General features: G+C 70.0%; 19 protein-coding genes and 1 pseudogene. 14 read left to right on the forward strand and 6 right to left on the reverse strand.

Annotated elements, in window-relative coordinates; all coding sequences use genetic code 11:
- From KKZ08_RS21855 to KKZ08_RS21865, 3 genes are read left to right on the forward strand one after another with little or no spacing between them, the layout of a single operon-like run.
- Window positions 1-1,566, forward strand: a complete 1,566-nt coding sequence (locus tag KKZ08_RS21855) for a cytochrome c biogenesis protein ResB (RefSeq protein WP_223776068.1) — start codon at window positions 1-3, stop codon at window positions 1,564-1,566.
- Window positions 1,563-2,654: a c-type cytochrome biogenesis protein CcsB gene (gene ccsB, locus KKZ08_RS21860; protein WP_223776069.1), complete on the forward strand. Its 1,092-nt coding sequence runs from the start codon at window positions 1,563-1,565 to the stop codon at window positions 2,652-2,654. Before KKZ08_RS21855 ends, ccsB begins: the two co-directional genes overlap by 4 nt.
- Before the next feature lie 55 nt (window positions 2,655-2,709).
- Window positions 2,710-3,219, forward strand: coding sequence for an SRPBCC domain-containing protein (locus KKZ08_RS21865; protein ID WP_223776070.1), 510 nt, complete (start codon window positions 2,710-2,712; stop codon window positions 3,217-3,219).
- Here the strand turns inward: KKZ08_RS21865 and KKZ08_RS21870 are convergent.
- Window positions 3,209-4,183: a zinc-binding dehydrogenase gene (locus KKZ08_RS21870; RefSeq protein WP_223776071.1), complete on the reverse strand. Its 975-nt coding sequence runs from the start codon at window positions 4,181-4,183 to the stop codon at window positions 3,209-3,211. The two genes, KKZ08_RS21865 and KKZ08_RS21870, sit on opposite strands and share 11 nt — an antisense overlap.
- A 136-nt stretch (window positions 4,184-4,319) precedes the next feature.
- On the opposite strand from KKZ08_RS21870, the gene KKZ08_RS21875 reads away from it, so the two are divergent.
- Both KKZ08_RS21875 and KKZ08_RS21880 read left to right on the forward strand, forming a co-directional pair.
- Complete coding sequence (locus KKZ08_RS21875; protein WP_223776072.1) at window positions 4,320-4,637, forward strand: helix-turn-helix domain-containing protein; 318 nt, start codon at window positions 4,320-4,322, stop codon at window positions 4,635-4,637.
- Window positions 4,638-4,787: 150 nt separating this feature from the next.
- The gene (locus KKZ08_RS21880; RefSeq protein ID WP_223779141.1) at window positions 4,788-5,699 is read left to right on the forward strand and encodes a DMT family transporter; all 912 of its coding nucleotides are present in this window, start codon (window positions 4,788-4,790) and stop codon (window positions 5,697-5,699) included.
- On the opposite strand, the pseudogene KKZ08_RS38685 reads toward KKZ08_RS21880, so the two are convergent.
- From KKZ08_RS38685 to KKZ08_RS21895, 4 genes and pseudogenes are all read right to left on the reverse strand, one after another.
- Window positions 5,680-5,796: pseudogene (locus tag KKZ08_RS38685) on the reverse strand (LysR family transcriptional regulator); the annotation flags it as partial. The gene KKZ08_RS21880 and the pseudogene KKZ08_RS38685 sit on opposite strands and share 20 nt — an antisense overlap.
- Window positions 5,757-6,203 carry a LysR family transcriptional regulator substrate-binding protein gene (locus tag KKZ08_RS21885; protein ID WP_263303352.1) on the reverse strand — a complete coding sequence of 149 codons (447 nt, stop codon included), beginning with the start codon at window positions 6,201-6,203 and terminating at the stop codon, window positions 5,757-5,759. The gene KKZ08_RS21885 and the pseudogene KKZ08_RS38685, both read right to left, overlap by 40 nt.
- Before the next feature lie 116 nt (window positions 6,204-6,319).
- Complete coding sequence (locus KKZ08_RS21890) at window positions 6,320-6,529, reverse strand: LysR family transcriptional regulator (protein ID WP_223776073.1); 210 nt, start codon at window positions 6,527-6,529, stop codon at window positions 6,320-6,322.
- A complete protein-coding gene (locus KKZ08_RS21895) occupies window positions 6,529-6,861 on the reverse strand; it encodes a PLDc N-terminal domain-containing protein (protein WP_223776074.1) in 333 nt (110 codons plus the stop codon). Before KKZ08_RS21895 ends, KKZ08_RS21890 begins: the two co-directional genes overlap by 1 nt.
- Window positions 6,862-6,951: 90 nt before the next feature.
- Here KKZ08_RS21895 and KKZ08_RS21900 point away from each other — a divergent pair, with 90 nt between their 5' ends.
- The 3 genes from KKZ08_RS21900 to KKZ08_RS21910 are packed head-to-tail and all read left to right on the forward strand — an operon-like array spanning window position 6,952 to window position 10,041.
- Window positions 6,952-8,412 (forward strand): menaquinone biosynthesis decarboxylase, encoded by a 1,461-nt coding sequence (locus KKZ08_RS21900; protein WP_223776075.1) that lies wholly within the window; start codon window positions 6,952-6,954, stop codon window positions 8,410-8,412.
- Window positions 8,409-9,314 (forward strand): menaquinone biosynthesis prenyltransferase MqnP, encoded by a 906-nt coding sequence (gene mqnP, locus KKZ08_RS21905; protein WP_223776076.1) that lies wholly within the window; start codon window positions 8,409-8,411, stop codon window positions 9,312-9,314. Before KKZ08_RS21900 ends, mqnP begins: the two co-directional genes overlap by 4 nt.
- Window positions 9,315-9,321: 7 nt before the next feature.
- The gene (locus KKZ08_RS21910; RefSeq protein ID WP_223776077.1) at window positions 9,322-10,041 is read left to right on the forward strand and encodes a UbiX family flavin prenyltransferase; all 720 of its coding nucleotides are present in this window, start codon (window positions 9,322-9,324) and stop codon (window positions 10,039-10,041) included.
- Here KKZ08_RS21910 and KKZ08_RS38690 read toward each other — a convergent pair.
- On the reverse strand, window positions 10,038-10,160 hold the full coding sequence (locus tag KKZ08_RS38690; RefSeq protein WP_263303421.1) for a hypothetical protein: 123 nt from the start codon (window positions 10,158-10,160) through the stop codon (window positions 10,038-10,040). The two genes, KKZ08_RS21910 and KKZ08_RS38690, sit on opposite strands and share 4 nt — an antisense overlap.
- A gap of 132 nt (window positions 10,161-10,292) precedes the next feature.
- Between KKZ08_RS38690 and KKZ08_RS21915 the strand changes: the two genes are divergently transcribed.
- The 6 genes from KKZ08_RS21915 (at window position 10,293) to KKZ08_RS21940 (ending at window position 15,631) form a co-directional block, all read left to right on the forward strand.
- Window positions 10,293-10,748 carry an Lrp/AsnC family transcriptional regulator gene (locus KKZ08_RS21915; RefSeq protein ID WP_030791839.1) on the forward strand — a complete coding sequence of 152 codons (456 nt, stop codon included), beginning with the start codon at window positions 10,293-10,295 and terminating at the stop codon, window positions 10,746-10,748.
- Between the two features lie 69 nt (window positions 10,749-10,817).
- Window positions 10,818-11,981: an aminofutalosine synthase MqnE gene (mqnE, locus tag KKZ08_RS21920; RefSeq protein WP_223776078.1), complete on the forward strand. Its 1,164-nt coding sequence runs from the start codon at window positions 10,818-10,820 to the stop codon at window positions 11,979-11,981.
- 97 nt (window positions 11,982-12,078) lie between these two features.
- Window positions 12,079-12,603 carry a GNAT family N-acetyltransferase gene (locus KKZ08_RS21925; protein ID WP_223776079.1) on the forward strand — a complete coding sequence of 175 codons (525 nt, stop codon included), beginning with the start codon at window positions 12,079-12,081 and terminating at the stop codon, window positions 12,601-12,603.
- Between the two features lie 152 nt (window positions 12,604-12,755).
- Window positions 12,756-13,049, forward strand: coding sequence for a DUF4229 domain-containing protein (locus KKZ08_RS21930; RefSeq protein WP_223776080.1), 294 nt, complete (start codon window positions 12,756-12,758; stop codon window positions 13,047-13,049).
- Between the two features lie 384 nt (window positions 13,050-13,433).
- The gene (locus tag KKZ08_RS21935) at window positions 13,434-14,807 is read left to right on the forward strand and encodes a dicarboxylate/amino acid:cation symporter (RefSeq protein WP_223776081.1); all 1,374 of its coding nucleotides are present in this window, start codon (window positions 13,434-13,436) and stop codon (window positions 14,805-14,807) included.
- A 203-nt stretch (window positions 14,808-15,010) separates the two neighbouring features.
- Window positions 15,011-15,631: a TetR/AcrR family transcriptional regulator gene (locus KKZ08_RS21940; RefSeq protein ID WP_223779142.1), complete on the forward strand. Its 621-nt coding sequence runs from the start codon at window positions 15,011-15,013 to the stop codon at window positions 15,629-15,631.
- Window positions 15,632-15,914 lie beyond the last annotated feature (283 nt).

A 15,914-nucleotide genomic window follows, 5' to 3' on the forward strand; every position in this document is an offset into this window, starting at 1 on the left:
ATGAGCAAGACCGAAGCCCCCGAGCAGCGGGACGACCTCGGCGCCGCGGGCGAGCAGCTTTCGACGGCTCCCCGGGAGGACGCGCCGAACCTCCCCTCGCTCGGCGTCATCGGCTGGCTGCGCTGGTTCTGGCGCCAGCTCACCTCGATGCGGGTCGCGCTGATCCTGCTCCTGCTGCTCTCGCTCGGCGCGATCCCCGGCTCGCTGATCCCGCAGAGCAACGTCGACGAGCTCAAGGTCCAGGACTTCATGGACCGGCACACCACGCTCGGGCCGCTCTACGACAAGCTCCAGCTCTTCGACGTCTACAGCTCGGTGTGGTTCTCCGCGATCTACATCCTGCTTTTCGTCTCCCTCATCGGCTGCATCGTGCCCCGCACCTGGCAGTTCGTCGGCCAGCTGCGCGGCCGTCCGCCGGGCGCGCCCCGGAAGCTGACGCGGCTGCCCGCGTACACGACGTGGCGCACGGAGGCCGAGCCCGAGCAGGTGCACGAGGCCGCCCTCACGCTGCTCAAGCAGCGCCGATTCCGGGCGCACACCGCCGCCGGTTCGGTCGCCGCCGAGAAGGGCTATCTGCGCGAGGCCGGGAACCTGATCTTCCACATCGCGCTGATCGTGATGCTGATCGCCTTCGCCGCCGGGCAGCTCCTCAAGTCCGAGGGCGGCAAGCTGGTGATGGAGGGCGACGGCTTCTCCAACACGCTGTCGCAGTACGACGACTTCAAGTCCGGCAGCCTCTTCGACACCAACGACCTGGCGCCGTTCCACTTCACGCTCGACGACTTCACGGGCACGTACGAGAAGTCGGGCCCCAACCGCGGCACGCCCCGCACCTACCGGGCCGACGTCACCTACAGCGAGGGCGCCGACGGTCCCGAGAAGAAGAAGTCCATCGAGGTCAACGAACCGCTGGAGATCGACGGCTCGAAGGTCTACCTCATCGGCCACGGCTACGCCCCCAAGGTCACCGTCCGCGACCCCAAGGGCAAGGTGGTCTACGAGGCCGCCGTGCCGCTGCTGCCCATCGACCAGAACGGCACCGCGACCGGCGCCATCAAGGTCCTGGACGGCTACAAGAACAAGAAGGGCGTGAAGGAGCAGCTGGGCTTCAACGCCTTCTTCGTGCCGACCTTCGCGGGCGAGGGCAAGGGCCAGATGTTCTCGCAGTTCCCCGCCCCCGACTTCCCGGTGCTCGCCCTGTCCGCCTATCACGGCAGCCTGGGCGTCGACTCCGGTGTCCTGTACAGAACTACCAGCTGGACCACCCGAGAACGCCTCGATCCTGGGCGACTGATCTCGCATCGCATCGCGCCTCGCCGCGCTGTTCGGGCCGCGTCGGGTCAGGGCGCCGACGGCGTCACGGTCGTGGAGATGGCGGGCCTCGGCCGCAGCGAGTCCGCGAAGCTCCCCGAGGAACTGTCCGACCTCGCCGCCCACCTGTACGAGAAGGCGCCCAGTGCGCCCGAGAAGGCGCCGAGCGCGCCCGACACCGACCCGGGCGCCCACGCCGCCTCCGCCTCCGACTCCGAGCCCGACGTAGCACCTGCCGAAGGGGCTGAGAAGTGAATCTCGCCGCCACCCTGGCCGCCGAACCCAACGAGGACCTCGCGCACATCAGCAATGTGCTGATTTACTCCGCGATGGCCGTCTACCTCCTGGCCTTCTTCGCGCACATGGCGGAGTGGCTCTTCGGCAGCCGCAGCAAGGTCGCCCGCACCGCCGCCGCGCTCACCCCGAGCAAGACCGCCGCGGCGGCCCCCGCGGTGACCGTCCAGGCCAAGGGCGGCACCGCCACCCTGGAGCGCCCGAAGGTCGTCACGCGGTCCGTCACCGGGGCGCGCGACGTGCCGGACGGGCCCGGGGCCGCGGCGGGCGACGAGAAGGGCGACCTGTACGGGCGCATCGCGGTCTCCCTCACCGTGCTGGCGTTCCTGCTGGAGTTCGGCGGTGTCCTGACCCGCGCCCTGTCGGTGCAGCGGGCGCCGTGGGGCAACATGTACGAGTTCTCCATCACCTTCTCCACCGTCGCCGTCGGCGTGTACCTGGTGCTGATGGCGCTGAGGAAGAACATCGCCTGGCTCGGTCTTCCGCTGGTCACGACGGTCCTGCTGGACCTCGGGCTCGCCGTCACCGTGCTGTACACCTCCAGCGACCAGCTGGTCCCGGCCCTGCACTCGTACTGGCTGTGGATCCACGTCTCCACGGCGATCTTCTGCGGCGCGGTCTTCTACGTCGGCTTCGTCGCGACGATGCTCTACCTCTTCCGCGACAGCTACGAGACGAAGCTCCAGAACGGCGGACAGCCCGGCAAGTTCGCCACCTCCGTGCTGGAGCGGCTGCCCTCGGCGGCCTCGCTCGACAAGTTCTCGTACCGCCTGAACGCCGCGATCTTCCCGCTGTGGACGTTCACGATCATCGCGGGCGCCATCTGGGCGGGCGACGCCTGGGGCCGCTACTGGGGCTGGGACCCCAAGGAGGTCTGGTCCTTCATCACCTGGGTCGCCTACGCCTGCTACCTGCACGCCCGTGCGACGGCCGGCTGGAAGGGCCGCAAGGCCGCCTACCTCGCGCTGATCGCCTTCGCCTGCTGGCTGTTCAACTACTACGGCGTGAACATCTTCGTCACCGGCAAGCACTCGTACGCCGGGGTCTGACCCCGGCGTACCCGCCAGGGGTGCGGAACGGGCCGCTCCGGGTCAGGCTGGTGTCATGACCGAGACGATCGGGCAGGGCGCCAGCCGGACCGAGGGCACCACCCAGCACCTGCACTACGAGCTGCGCCTTCCCCACCCCGTGGAGAACGTCTGGGCGGCGGTGGCCACCCCCGAGGGCCTCCCGGGGTGGCTGGCCGCCGCCGACGTGTTCGAGCCACGGCTCGGCGGCGCCGTCACCCTGCGCTGGCTCAACGGCGAGGCCGACGCCGTGCACTCCGGGCACATCACCGCCTGGGACCCGGACGTCGTCGCCGAGTACACGATCGACCTGCACGGCCGCTGCCGCTTCCACCTCGAACCGGGAGCCGGACACTCCGGCACCACGCTGCGCTTCACCAACGAGTTCGACGGCGACGACGCGCTGCGCCTCGACTGCCTCGCCGGGTGGCACCACCACTTCGAGTTCCTGGTGGACGCGCTCGCCGGCCGCCCCAAGGACTGGTCGACGTGGAACCTCGACCGCTGGCGGCAGCTGCGCGAGACCTACGCGGCCCCTACGGGCTGACCCGCAGCAGCAGCTTCCCCGTCGTGGTCCGCCCGCCCATCAGGCGGTGCGCCTCGGCCGCCTCGCTCAGCGGGAACTCGGCGGTCACCGGCAGCGCCACCGTGCCGTCGGCCACCAGCCGGAACGCGCGCCCGGCCAGCGCGCGCAGCGCCTCGGGAGCGCTCTGGGCCAGCGTGAGGATGGAGAACGCCGAGACCGTGTGCGCCCCGGGGAACAGCTCGGGCTGGCCCACCCGCCACGGCTCGGCCCCGCTCGCGTTGCCGAAGGAGACCAGCCGCCCGAAGGTCGCGAGGGCGGCCAGTGACTGGCGGAACGTGTCGCCGCCGACCGGGTCGAGCGCGAGGTCGACGCCGCGGCCGCCGGTCGCCCGGCGCGCGTCGGCCGCGAAGGTGTCGCCGACGAACACCTCGTCGTAGCCGTGCTTCAGGGCGTACTCCGCCTTGGCCGGGCCGGACACCACGCCGTACACCGTGGCCCCCGCCGCCTTCGCCACCTGGCCGACGACGGTGCCCACGCCGCCCGCGGCCCCCTGCACGAGCACGCTCTCCCCGGCCGTGAGGCGGCCCACCTCGTGGACCAGGGCGTGCGCGGTCGGCAGCACGGTCGGCAGGGTCGCCGCGGTGCGCAGGTCCACGCCCTCGGGGAGCGCGAAGACGGTGGCGGCGTCCGCGAGGGCGACCTCGGCGTAGGCGCCGCCCGCGGTGAGCGCGGCCACCTCCTGGCCGGGCCGGAGCCCGGTGACGTCGGCGCCGACCGCGCGGACCCGGCCGGAGACCTCGATGCCGGGGACGTGGGGCAGCGCGGGCACGCGGTAGCCGTCGGAGCGGGCCTTGACGTCGGCGAAGTTCACGCCGGTGTAGGCGACGTCGACGGTCACCTGGCCGGGGCCCGGCTCGGGGACGGCGGCGGCCACCACCTCCAAAACCTCGGGCCCGCCGTACTCCTTGAACTGGACTGCGCGCATGGCTGTGCCACCTTTCCGCCGGGCGCTCGATGGGAACCAGGTGTTCAATCAAAAGCGAACACCCGGGAGTGTATGGTGTTCATCGAACACTCGGCAAGGCGGCAAGGCGAGCAGGACGGGAAGGGCGTGGGCAGGCATGGCGGGTCACCGCGCGGCACCGGCGCACACGCACCCCGACGACGTCCCCGTGCAGACCGCGCTGGCGGCGCTCGCCGATCCCGTACGGCTCTACCTCGTACGGGAGTTGGCCGGATCCGGCGACTGGACCCGGGCCTGCGGCAGCTTCGACGCCTCCGTCGGCAAGGCCGCCCTGAGCCACCACTTCGCGACCCTGCGGGCGGCGGGCATCGTCGAGCAGCGCGACGAGGGCGCCCGGCGCGTCAACCGCCTGCGCCGCGCGGAGTTCGAGGCCCGCTTCCCGGGGCTGCTCGCGCTGGTGTTGCGCGGCGACTGAGGCTGTGGTCAGGCCTCATCGACGGCGCCGATGGAGCCATCGGGAGGACACCGCGGCAGCGCGTGGACCTGTGGCTTCGCCCGCGTACGTTCCTGCCATGACCCCAGAGAACCTTCGCAGAACAAGGGCACGGCCCAGCTCACCGCCGCCATGGTGCTCTCCGGCACCCTCGGCGTCTTCGTCGTGGAGTCCGGCGCCGCCGCCTTCGACGTCGTCTTCTTCCGCGTCCTGTTCGGCGCCCTCGCCCTCGGCGCGTACGCCTTCGCCCGCGGCTACTTCCGCGACCACGGCCTCACCCTCAAGAAGCTCGGACTCGCCGCGCTCGGCGGGGTGTTCACCGTCTTCAACTGGGTGTTCCTCTTCAAGGCGTACGAGGCCACCTCGATCTTCCTGGCCACCGTCGTCTACCACATACAGCCCTTCTTCCTGGTGCTGCTCAGCGCCCTGATCCTGCGCGAGCGGCTCGGCCGCGCCCAACTGGGCTGGCTGGCCGCCGCGTTCGCGGGCCTCGTGCTCGTCTCCGGGGTGCGTCCCGGCGACGCGGGCTCCCTCGCCGGCATCGGCCTCGCGCTGCTCGCCGCCGTCCTCTACGCCCTGTCCACGCTCGTCACCAAGCAGGTCACCGGCGTACGCCCGCACCTGATCGCCCTGGTCCAGGTCCTCGTCGGCATCCCGCTGCTGCTGCCCTTCGCCGACTTCGGCGCGGTGCGCGGCACCGGCACCGGCTGGGCCTGGCTCGTCGGCCTCGGCGTGATCCACACCGGTCTGATGTACGTCCTGATGTACGCGGCGTACGCCAAGCTGCCCACGCCGAAGATCGCCGTACTCGCCTTCACCTACCCGGCGGTCGCGATGGTCGCCGACTGGGCCGTCTACGGCCACCACATCGGTCTCGTGCAGGCCCTCGGCGTCCCGCTGATCGTGCTGGCGAGCCTCAAGGTCATGCTGGGCCGGGCGCCGCGCTCTGCTCCCGCACGAGCCGCACGGCCTGCTCCACGAACAGCCGCACATGCGCCGGAAGCCGCTTCCCCGACCGCCACGCGAGCTGCGTCCACAGCGTGAACGGCGGCTCCCACGGCAGCCGTACGAGGGTGCCCTCCGCCAGCTCCCTGGCCACCGTCACGGCGGGCAGCAGCGCCACGCCGAGGCCGCCCGCCACGCCCTGCTTCGTCGCCTCGATGGTGCCGAACTCATGAACGGCGGCGGCGCCCCGGTCCGCGTCCGCAGCTCGGCCTCGAAGAGGTCCCGGTAGGGGCAGCCGGGCTCGGTGCCGACCAGCTGCACCGCTGCCAGCTCGTCCGTGGCGAGCGGGGCCGCGCCGCCCGAGGCCAGCGGATGGCCCGGGGCGCAGACCAGGACCAGCGGCTCCTCGGCGAGGACCTCGCACTCCAGCCCCGGATGCCCGGTCCCCGGCTCCATCAGGAACCCCACGTCGTACGTACCCTGCCGCAGCGCCCGCCGGGTCTCGTCACCCAGCGTCGGACGCAGCGAGAGCCGCACCTTCGGATAGCGGTGGTGGAAGAGTTCGAGCAGCGGCGGCAGCCGGTAGGAGGTCAGCGACTCCATCGTGCCGACCGCGATCGTCCCGGCCGGTTCCTCGGCGCCGACGACCGCGGCGCGTGCCTCGTCGGTGAGTTCGATGATCTGCCGGGCGTAGGGCAGCAGCCGCGCCCCCGCCTCGGTCAGGCGGATGCGGCTGCCGAGCCGGTCGAAGAGCTCCGTGCCGAGGGAGGTCTCCAGATAGGGGTCTCCCCTGCTCGAGCGGAGCCGAGAGCTTGGGGAAGGATCTGGCTGGTGACGCTGGACTGGGCGTACTTCAGCTCGGTGGCGGCGCGGGTGAAGCTGAGGACGGTGGCGACCTTCTCGAAGGTCACCAGGAGCCGCAGTTCCATCAGCTGTCGCTGCCCTTGTCCCGCTTCCTGTCGTTGTCGTCGGCGTCCTCGTCGGGGGCGTCGTCCCGCAGCGACTTCAGGAACTCGGGGTTGTCGTCGGGCGCCACCCACTGGGTCCTGCCCCGGCCGCCGCCCCCGGCGGGCGCCTTGCGCACCTTGCCCGTGGCGAACCAGGCGATCGGGCCGAGCAGCACCTCGCCGAAGAGGAGCACGATGATGACCCACACCACCTTGGGCAGATGCCTGACCTCCTTCTCCGGAGTGTTCAGGACATCGATGAAGGCGTAGATCCACACCGCCAGGACCAGCAGGAACGGCAGATACCTGAGCATGGTGGCGCGATCCCCCAAGGAGCGACGGCGAGAGGCGTGCGAGCCCCCCGGTGACGGGGCCAGGGTAACCGGTGCCGGATACTGGAACGCATGGCTTACGACGATCTTCGCTCCCTGCTCCGTGCACTGGAGCGCGAGGGCGATCTCAAGCGCATCAAGGCCGAGGTCGACCCGTACCTGGAGGTCGGTGAGATCGTCGACCGGGTACAGAAGTCCGGCGGTCCCGCGCTCCTCTTCGAGAACGTCAAGGGCTCGGCGATGCCCCTGGCGATGAACGTGTACGGGACGGACCGCCGTCTGCTCAAGGCGCTCGGCCTGAAGTCGTACGCCGAGATCAGCGAGAAGATCGGCGGCCTGCTCAAGCCGGAGCTGCCGCACGGCTTCGTCGGGGTGCGCGAGGCGTTCGGCAAGCTCGGCGCGATGACGCACGTACCGCCGAAGAAGGTGAAGGCGGAGAACGCGCCCGTCCAGGAAACCGTCCTCACCGGCGACGACGTGGACCTGGAGCGGCTGCCCGCGCTCTTCACCTGGCCCGAGGACGGCGGCTCCTTCTTCAACCTCGGCCTGACCCACACCAAGGACCCCGACTCCGGGGTGCGCAACCTCGGCCTGTACCGCCTCCAGCGCCACGACAAGCGCACCATCGGCATGCACTGGCAGATCCACAAGGACAGCCGCAACCACTACCAGGTGGCCGCCCGCAGGGGCGAGAAGCTGCCCGTCGCGATCGCCTTCGGCTGCCCGCCGGCGGTCACGTACGCCTCCACGGCGCCGCTGCCCGGTGACATGGACGAGTACATGCTGGCCGGGTTCATCCAGGGCAAGCGCGTGGAGATGGTCGACTGCAAGACGGTCCCGCTCCAGGTGCCGGCGCACGCCGAGGTCGTCATCGAGGGCTGGCTGGAGCCCGGCGAGATGCTGCCGGAGGGGCCCTTCGGCGACCACACCGGCTTCTACACGCCGCAGGAGCCGTTCCCCGCGCTGACGATCGACTGCGTGACGATGCGCAAGCGGCCGCTGCTCCAGTCGATCGTGGTCGGCCGCCCGCCGACGGAGGACGGCCCGCTCGGCCGTGCCACGGAGCGGTTCTTCCTGCCGCTGCTCAAGGTGATCGTGCCGGATATCGTCGACTACCACCTGCCGGAGTCGGGCGGCTTCCACAACTGCGCGATCGTCTCGATCGACAAGAAGTACCCGAAGCACGCGCAGAAGGTCATGCACGCCATCTGGGGCGCGCACATGATGTCCCTGACCAAGCTGATCGTGGTCGTCGACAAGGACTGCGACGTCCACGACCTGCACGAGGTGTCCTGGCGGGCGCTCGGCAACACGGACTACGCCCGCGACCTCACCGTCGTCGAGGGCCCGGTCGACCACCTCGACCACGCGTCCTACCAGCAGTTCTGGGGCGGCAAGGCGGGCATCGACGCGACGAAGAAGCTGCCCGAGGAGGGCTACACGCGGGACGGGGGCTGGCCGGACATGGTCGAGTCCGATCCGGAGACCGCCTCGAAGGTCTCCCGCCGCTGGAAGGAGTACGGACTCTCGTGACCTCAGCATCCGCCGCGATCCCGCGACAGCCGGGCAGGACCAAGGCGTTCCTGCGGCTCGTCATGATCGAGCACTCCGTCTTCGCGCTGCCCTTCGCCTACATCGCCGCCCTGACCGCGATGTTCCAGGTCGACGAGAACATCCACTGGGTGCGGCTGCTCCTGGTCACCGTCTGCATGGTGGGCCTGCGGACCTTCGCCATGGCGGCGAACCGGATCATCGACCGCGAGATCGACGCCCGCAACCCGCGCACCGCCCACCGCGAACTCGTCACCGGCGCCGTGTCGGTGAGGTCCGCGTGGACCGGCGCGCTGATCGCGCTCGCCGTCTTCCTCGGCGCGGCCGCCCTGCTGAACCCGCTCTGCCTGGCGCTCGCGCCCATCGCGGTGATCCCGATGGTCGTCTATCCGTACGGCAAGCGGTTCACGAACTTCCCGCAGGCGATCCTCGGCCTCGCCCAGGCGATGGGACCGGTCGGGGCCTGGATCGCCGTCACCGGTGAGTGGTCGTGGCAGGCCGTCATCCTCGGGCTCGCGGTCGGCGTGTGGATCGGCGGCTTCGATCTGATCTACGCCTGCCAGGACGTGGAGACGGACCGCGAGGTCGGCGTGAAGTCGGTGCCCGCGCGGTTCGGTATCCCGGCCGCGATCCGGGGCGCGCGCGGCTGCCACCTGGTGACCACGGCGCTGTTCGTCTGGTACGCGCTCGACACGGGCGCGGGGCCGTTCTTCTGGCTGGGCCTCGTGGTCGTCGCGGGCGCCTTCCTGTACGAGCACTCGATCGTGAAGCCGCACGACCTGTCGCGCCTGAACCGCGCCTTCTTCCAGGTGAACGGTTTCATCGGAATCGCCCTGTTCGCGTGCGCGCTGCTCGATCTGCTCGTACGCGGCCTCACCGTCTGAAACACCCATGGGTAGGCTTCACAGCGTGAACCCAGGAGATACGGAGCGTAGGCCTTGGATCGTGGGGGTGTCGGGCGCCTCCGGGACCCCGTACGCCGCCGCGGTGCTGCGCGCGCTGCTCGCGGCGGGACAGAGCGTGGACCTCGTCGTGTCGCGGGCCTCGCGGCTGACGCTGCTCGACGAGACGGGCATCTCCTTCCGGGACGCGCACTGGCGGGACGACCTGCGGCAATGGCTCGCGCGCGGCGCGGACGGGAAGCCGGACACCTTCGACGTGACCGCGGACGACCTGGCCGATGTGCGGTACTGGGCGGCCGGTGATCTGGCGGCGGGCCCGTCCTCGGGGTCGTACGCGACGAAGGGGATGCTGATCGCGCCGGCGTCGACGGCGTGCGTGGCCGGGGTGGCGCTCGGTCTCTCGAAGGACCTGCTGCAGCGGTCGGCGAGCGTGACGCTCAAGGAAGGCCGCCGGCTCGTGGTCTGCGTACGCGAGACGCCGCTGAACGGTCAGACGCTGAAGCACTTGGTGAGCCTGGACGAGGCGGGCGCGATCGTGCTGCCCGCCTCTCCGGCGTTCTACGCGGGGGCGACGCACATCCAGGATCTGGTGGACTTCGTCGCCGGGCGGGTGCTGGACGCGGCGGACGTGCCGCACGAGCTGTACCGCCGGTGGAAGGGGGAGCTGGGCTCCGGCTCCGGAGGTGGCCCTGGCTCCCCGGGGGCTTAGCGCTTCTTGGCGGCGCGCTTCTCGCGGGCCTTGGGCGCGGTGGTCTTGTGGGCACGCGAGCGGTTGGCCATGTCCTGAAGCTCGCGCATACGGGCGTAGGCCATCTCGATCGAGTACACGGTGACTCACTCCTGAAGGATCGTCGTTGATCTGCTGAGATTGAGAAAGATTCGCAGGGTGTAAGCCCTGTTGCGCCTTAGATTCTACACATAGACTCGCGGTATCGCTGAATAATGAAAGGCATCGCACCTATGGACGCCGTGGACAGGCAGCTCATCCAGGCCCTGCGGGAGAACGGCCGCGCCTCGTACGCCGAACTCGGGCGGCTCGTGGGACTCTCCGGGCCCAGCGTCACGGACCGGATCAACCGCCTCGAAGCGGCCGGTGTCATCACGGGCTACCGCGCGACCGTCGACTCCGCCTCGCTCGGGCTCGGGGTCATCGCCCTCATCGGCATCTCGCTCTCCGACGCGGCCGACCACGAGGACGTGGCGCGGCGCCTGAAGGACCTGCACGAGATCGAGGACTGCTGGTTCATCGCGGGCGACGACTCGTACATGCTCAAGGTCAGGGCCAGCGACGTGGACGGTCTGGAGAAGACGATCCGCAGGCTCAGCGGCACGCGCGGGGTCTCCCGGACGCGTACGACGATCGTGCTCTCCACCAAGTGGGAGAACCGGGTCGGGGAGCTGCCCGAGGAGGAATAAGGGCGGGGGCGTACCGTTGGCGGGAGTTTGTGGCAGGTCGTAGGTCGCTGGAGAGGTAAGGGCGAGGGCATGGACGCAGGTCTCAAGCGCGAGCTGGAGCAGAAGGTCCGGGACGGCGAGCGGCTGTCCCGCGAGGACGGCATCGCGCTCTACGAGTCGGACGACCTGGCCTGGCTCGGCGGCCTGGCCCACGAGGTGCGCACCCGCAAGAACGGCGACGTGGTGCACTTCAACGTCAACCGTCACCTCAACATGACGAACGTGTGCACCGCGTCCTGCGCGTACTGCTCCTTCCAGCGCAAGCCGGGCGAGAAGGACGCGTACACGATGCGCATCGAGGAGGCCGTCCGCCTCGCCAAGGCGATGGAGGGCGAGAACCTCACCGAGCTGCACATCGTCAACGGCCTGCACCCGAACCTGCCGTGGCGCTACTACCCGCGTTCGCTGAGCGAGCTGAAGAAGGCCCTGCCGAACGTCTCGCTCAAGGCCTTCACCGCCACCGAGATCCACCACTTCGAGACGATCTCCGGGCTGTCCGCCTCCGAGATCCTCGACGAGCTGATCGAGGCCGGTCTGGAGTCGCTGACCGGCGGCGGCGCGGAGATCTTCGACTGGGAGGTGCGTCAGCACATCGTCGACCACCGCACCCACTGGGAGGACTGGTCGCGCATCCACCGCCTCGCGCACGAGAAGGGTCTGAAGACCCCGTGCACGATGCTGTACGGCCACATCGAGGAGCCGCGCCACCGCGTCGACCACGTGCTGCGGCTGCGTGAGCTCCAGGACGAGACGAACGGCTTCCAGGTCTTCATCCCGCTGCGCTACCAGCACGACTTCGTGGACATGAAGGACGGCAAGGTCAGGAACCGCCTCCAGGCGCGTACGACCATGGCGTCCGGCGCCGAGGCCCTGAAGACCTTCGCGGTCTCGCGCCTTCTCTTCGACAACGTCCCGCACGTCAAGGTCTTCTGGGTCATGCACGGACTCCAGACCACGCAGCTCGCGCTCCAGCACGGCGCCGACGACATGGACGGTTCGGTCGTCGAGTACAAGATCACGCACGACGCGGACAACTTCGGCACGCCGAACAAGCTGACCCGTGAGGACCTGCTCGACCTGATCCGCGAGGCCGGCTTCCGCCCGGTCGAGCGGAACACGCGCTATGAGGCGATCCGCGAGTACGAGGGCCCCGACCCGATGCTGCGCGAGACGCCGCAGGCGATGCGGGTCTGACCCGCTTGTCGTTCGCTGCGAGCCCCGGCCCATCTGGGCCGGGGCTCGTTTTGTTTTTCCCTGGCGACCGGGCGTGTGTAATGGTTAATCTTGCCTTATGACTCTTACCTTCAAGTTGGACCCGGTGATCGATCCCGCCCTGCGCGACGGGGTGCTCACCCTGTGGACCGACGTGGTCAACGCCGGCGGAGCGGTCGGCTTCGTACCGCCCGTGACCGTCGACGACATCCGGCCCGAATGGCTGGGACGCCTGACCGAGCTGAGCGAGGGCCGCACCCGGCTCCTCGTCGGGTACGACGAACAGGGCGCCGTCGCCGCGACCGCCTTCCTCACCCGCAACGGGCACCGCCTGATGCAGCACTGGATCTGGCTGTACGTGGTGATGGTCCACCCGCGCCACCAGGGCAAGGGGTACGGCCGCGAACTGATGGCCGCCGCCGAGGGCGCCGCCCGCACCTTCGAGGGCATCGAGGCGATCCGGCTGACCTGCCGGGGCGGCACGGGCGTCGACCGCTTCTACGCCTCCTGCGGATACAAGGAAGTCGGACGGGTTCCCGACGCGATACGGGTCGCGCCCGGCGACGACCGCGAGGACATCATGATGCTTCTGCCGCTGCACTAGACCGCTGCACCAGACCGCTTCACCTGCACCAGACCGCTTCACCAGGCCGCGGTTTCGGAGCGGCACCCCCTTGCCGGGCGCGGGTCCTTCCATGCTTCACTGGAGAGGCTCGTCCAGCTCGGGCCCATTTCGGAACGGAAGAGTGGATTGACATGCTCCGCTACACGCTGATGCGCCTCGGGATCTTCGTGGGTTGCTTCCTGGTCGTCTGGGGCCTCGTCTACTCCGGGATGCTGCCGCGCGGCCTCGGTGACTCCAACATGCTGTGGATCCTGCTGCTCGCGCTGGTCGTCTCGGCGCCCATCAGCTTCGTGGTGCTGCGCAAGGAGCGCGACCGCGCCTCGGAGGACGTCGTCGCCCGCGTGGACCGCGCCAAGGCCAGCCTGGAGGCGAACCGCACCCAGGAGGACACCGCGGACGACATGGCGCGCGCGCAGCGGTCGTAAGCTTCGTCACTCTCGCCGGGACCCCGGTCCGGAGCCATTCGGCTTCGGGCCGGGGTTCTGTGCGTTCTCTGCGTTGTTTGAAGGGCGCGGGCGGGGCTCGGGGAGGACTCGGGCGGGCCTTTACCTCAAACAAGGCCTTTGATGTTCTCAAAGTGCGAGTGTTAACGTGTTCGACATGAAGACAGCAGCAGCGCACCACCACGCCATGAGCGTCCCGCTCGTGGCGCGCCTGCATGTCGATCTCTGCCGCTGCATGTCCGCGGCCTGTCACGTCTGACCGTGACCCCCGATGCAGTGGCGACGCTGACCCTTCGCGGTCGCCGCTCCCGTATGTCCCTCTCCCCGATCTCCTCGATCCCCTGATTTCCCCACCGGAGTGTGTCCGTGTCCGCGAATTCCGCGCCGTCCGCCGACCAGGCGGGCCAGAGCCGGCCGCCCGAGCCGAGCTTCCGGATATCCGAGTTCCTCAAGATCCCCTTCTGGGCCCAGATCCTCGCCGGTCTGTTCCTCGGCGTCCTGCTCGGCTGGATCGCCCGCAGCCAGGACGTCTCCTGGCTCGTCACCACCCTGGACAAGGTGGGCAGCACCTTCATCGGGCTGCTGAAGCTGGCCGTCGCCCCGCTCGTCTTCTTCGCGATCCTGGTGTCCATCACCAACCTGCGCAAGGTCAACAACGCCGCGCGCCTGGCCACCCGCACCCTGCTGTGGTTCATGATCACCTCGCTGATCGCGGTGGCCATCGGCCTCACCATCGGCCTGCTGACCAACCCCGGCTCCGGCACCGGCCTCACCCCGAAGGACGGCAAGGCGCCCGACCACGCGGGCTCCTGGATCGACTTCCTGACCGGGATCATCCCGACGGACGTCATCACGCCGTTCACCGAGCTCAACGTCCTCCAGATCGTCTTCATGGCCGCCGTCGCCGGTGTCGCCGTACTGAAGATCGGTGACAAGGCCCAGCCGATCCTGGAACTGAGCGAGTCGGTTCTCGCCCTCCTCCAGAAGGCCCTGTGGTGGGTCATCAAGCTCTCCCCGATCGGCACCGTCGGCCTCATCGGCTTCGCCATCGCGGACTACGGCTGGAACCTCATCAGCAAGTACGCGACGTTCACCGCGGACATCTACATCGGCTGCGCCCTGGTGATGTTCGGCGTCTACCCGCTGCTGCTCGCCTTCGTCGCCAAGGTCAGCCCCGTCCAGTTCTTCAAGGGCGCCTGGCCCGCGATCCAGCTGGCCTTCGTCTCCCGCTCCTCCGTCGGCACCATGCCGGTCACCCAGAAGGTCACCGAGCGGCTCGGCGTCCCGAAGGAGTACACCTCCTTCGCGGTGCCCTTCGGCGCCACGACGAAGATGGACGGCTGCGCCGCGATCTACCCGTCGATCGCCGCGATCTTCGTCGCGCAGATCTTCGACGTGAACCTCGGCATCAAGGAGTACCTGCTCATCGCGTTCGTGTCCGTGGTGGGTTCGGCGGCCACCGCCGGTCTGACCGGGGCCACCGTCATGCTGACGCTGACCCTCTCCACGCTCGGCCTGCCGATGGAGGGTGTGGGTCTGCTGCTCGCCATCGACCCCGTCCTCGACATGATGCGCACCGCCACGAACGTGGCCGGGCAGGCGCTGGTGCCGGTGATCGTCGCCGCCCGCGAGAAGATCCTCGACCGTGAGGCGTACGAGAGCGCGTCGTCGTCGCCGCTCGAGGACTTCGACGCGGTCGAGGACGCGCCGCCGGCGCGGTCGGTGCCCGCCACGGCCTGAGCGGCCCCCCGGGATCCGTCCCCAACGAGTGAGCCCTGCCCCGGAGTTGATCCGGGGCAGGGCTCTTCGCCGTCCGGTGGCGACCCGGTCCGGTAATCGTGGACCCGTCTCCGTTGACCGTACGCTGACCTGTGAACGGACAGCTGTGCAAGCGGCGTGAGAAGGCGGGGGCCGGGGTGGGCGAGAAGCGGCGGCAGAAGCGGATGCCGCGGGCCGTGCGCGAGCAGCAGATGTTGGACGCGGCGGTGCGGATCTTCGGGCGGCGGGGGTACCGGGCCGCGTCCATGGACGAGATCGCGGAGCTCGCGGGGGTTTCGAAGCCGCTGGTGTATCTGTATCTGAACTCCAAGGAGGAGCTGTTCGGCGCGTGCGTCCGGCGGGAGGCCGCCGCGCTCGTCGACGCGGTGCGGGAGGGGGTGGGCGCCGCCTCGGGAGAGCGTGCCGACCGGCAGCTCTGGGGTGGGCTGCGGGCGTTCTTCGCGCATACCGCGGAGCGGCCCGACGGGTGGGCGGTGCTGCACGGGCAGGCGCGTACGCAGGGGGAGCCGTTCGCGGCGGAGGTCGCCGCGATGCGGGCGGAGGTGGTGGCCTTCGTGACGTCGCTGATCGTGGCGGCGGCGCGGGAGGCCCATGGGGATCCCTCGCTGCCGGAGCGGGAGGTCGCCGGGCTCGCGCGGGCGTTGGTGGGGGCCGCGGAGTCGCTGGCGGACTGGGCCGGCGCGGATGCGTCCGTCTCCGGCAAGGAGGCGGCTGCCACGTTGATGCGGTTTGCGTGGGCGGGGCTCGGGGGGTTGCTGGAGGGGCGGGGGTGGGATCCGGCCTAGGCCGCCGTCGGCCTCGCTGGGGCCGTCTCGTACGGCGCCCTGGGTGCGTCTTGGGGGCGGGGCCCCGGGGGTATGTCCGTGCTCGCCATCTTGGCCTCGGAGCCTTGTTGCTTCGGGGCCCCTGTGACCACCACTGTGCTCCGCGCGCACATACCCCCGTGTCCCCTCCGGTGCGCTCGCGGCTGCGGGATGTCGTCGGTTCGCGTCCCACTCGGGTGCGCTCGTGGGTGCGGGGCGGGCCGCCTTGGGTGGGTGGAGGTGTTTCTCCGCGAGAGGCGGTGGG

The organism is Streptomyces sp. 135 (assembly GCF_020026305.1).
Classification (GTDB): domain Bacteria; phylum Actinomycetota; class Actinomycetes; order Streptomycetales; family Streptomycetaceae; genus Streptomyces.

Coding starts and splice junctions, on each gene's coding strand:
- KKZ08_RS21855 (WP_223776068.1), top strand. CDS start 1: ATGAGCAAGACCGAAGCCCCCGAGCAGCGGGACGACCTCGGCGCCGCG.
- KKZ08_RS21865 (WP_223776070.1), top strand. CDS start 2,710: ATGACCGAGACGATCGGGCAGGGCGCCAGCCGGACCGAGGGCACCACC.
- KKZ08_RS21870 (WP_223776071.1), bottom strand. CDS start 4,183: ATGCGCGCAGTCCAGTTCAAGGAGTACGGCGGGCCCGAGGTTTTGGAG.
- KKZ08_RS21875 (WP_223776072.1), top strand. CDS start 4,320: ATGGCGGGTCACCGCGCGGCACCGGCGCACACGCACCCCGACGACGTC.
- KKZ08_RS21880 (WP_223779141.1), top strand. CDS start 4,788: ATGGTGCTCTCCGGCACCCTCGGCGTCTTCGTCGTGGAGTCCGGCGCC.
- KKZ08_RS21885 (WP_263303352.1), bottom strand. CDS start 6,203: ATGGAGTCGCTGACCTCCTACCGGCTGCCGCCGCTGCTCGAACTCTTC.
- KKZ08_RS21890 (WP_223776073.1), bottom strand. CDS start 6,529: ATGGAACTGCGGCTCCTGGTGACCTTCGAGAAGGTCGCCACCGTCCTC.
- KKZ08_RS21895 (WP_223776074.1), bottom strand. CDS start 6,861: ATGCTCAGGTATCTGCCGTTCCTGCTGGTCCTGGCGGTGTGGATCTAC.
- KKZ08_RS21900 (WP_223776075.1), top strand. CDS start 6,952: ATGGCTTACGACGATCTTCGCTCCCTGCTCCGTGCACTGGAGCGCGAG.
- KKZ08_RS21910 (WP_223776077.1), top strand. CDS start 9,322: ATGGGTAGGCTTCACAGCGTGAACCCAGGAGATACGGAGCGTAGGCCT.
- KKZ08_RS21915 (WP_030791839.1), top strand. CDS start 10,293: ATGGACGCCGTGGACAGGCAGCTCATCCAGGCCCTGCGGGAGAACGGC.
- mqnE (WP_223776078.1), top strand. CDS start 10,818: ATGGACGCAGGTCTCAAGCGCGAGCTGGAGCAGAAGGTCCGGGACGGC.
- KKZ08_RS21925 (WP_223776079.1), top strand. CDS start 12,079: ATGACTCTTACCTTCAAGTTGGACCCGGTGATCGATCCCGCCCTGCGC.
- KKZ08_RS21930 (WP_223776080.1), top strand. CDS start 12,756: ATGCTCCGCTACACGCTGATGCGCCTCGGGATCTTCGTGGGTTGCTTC.
- KKZ08_RS21940 (WP_223779142.1), top strand. CDS start 15,011: ATGCCGCGGGCCGTGCGCGAGCAGCAGATGTTGGACGCGGCGGTGCGG.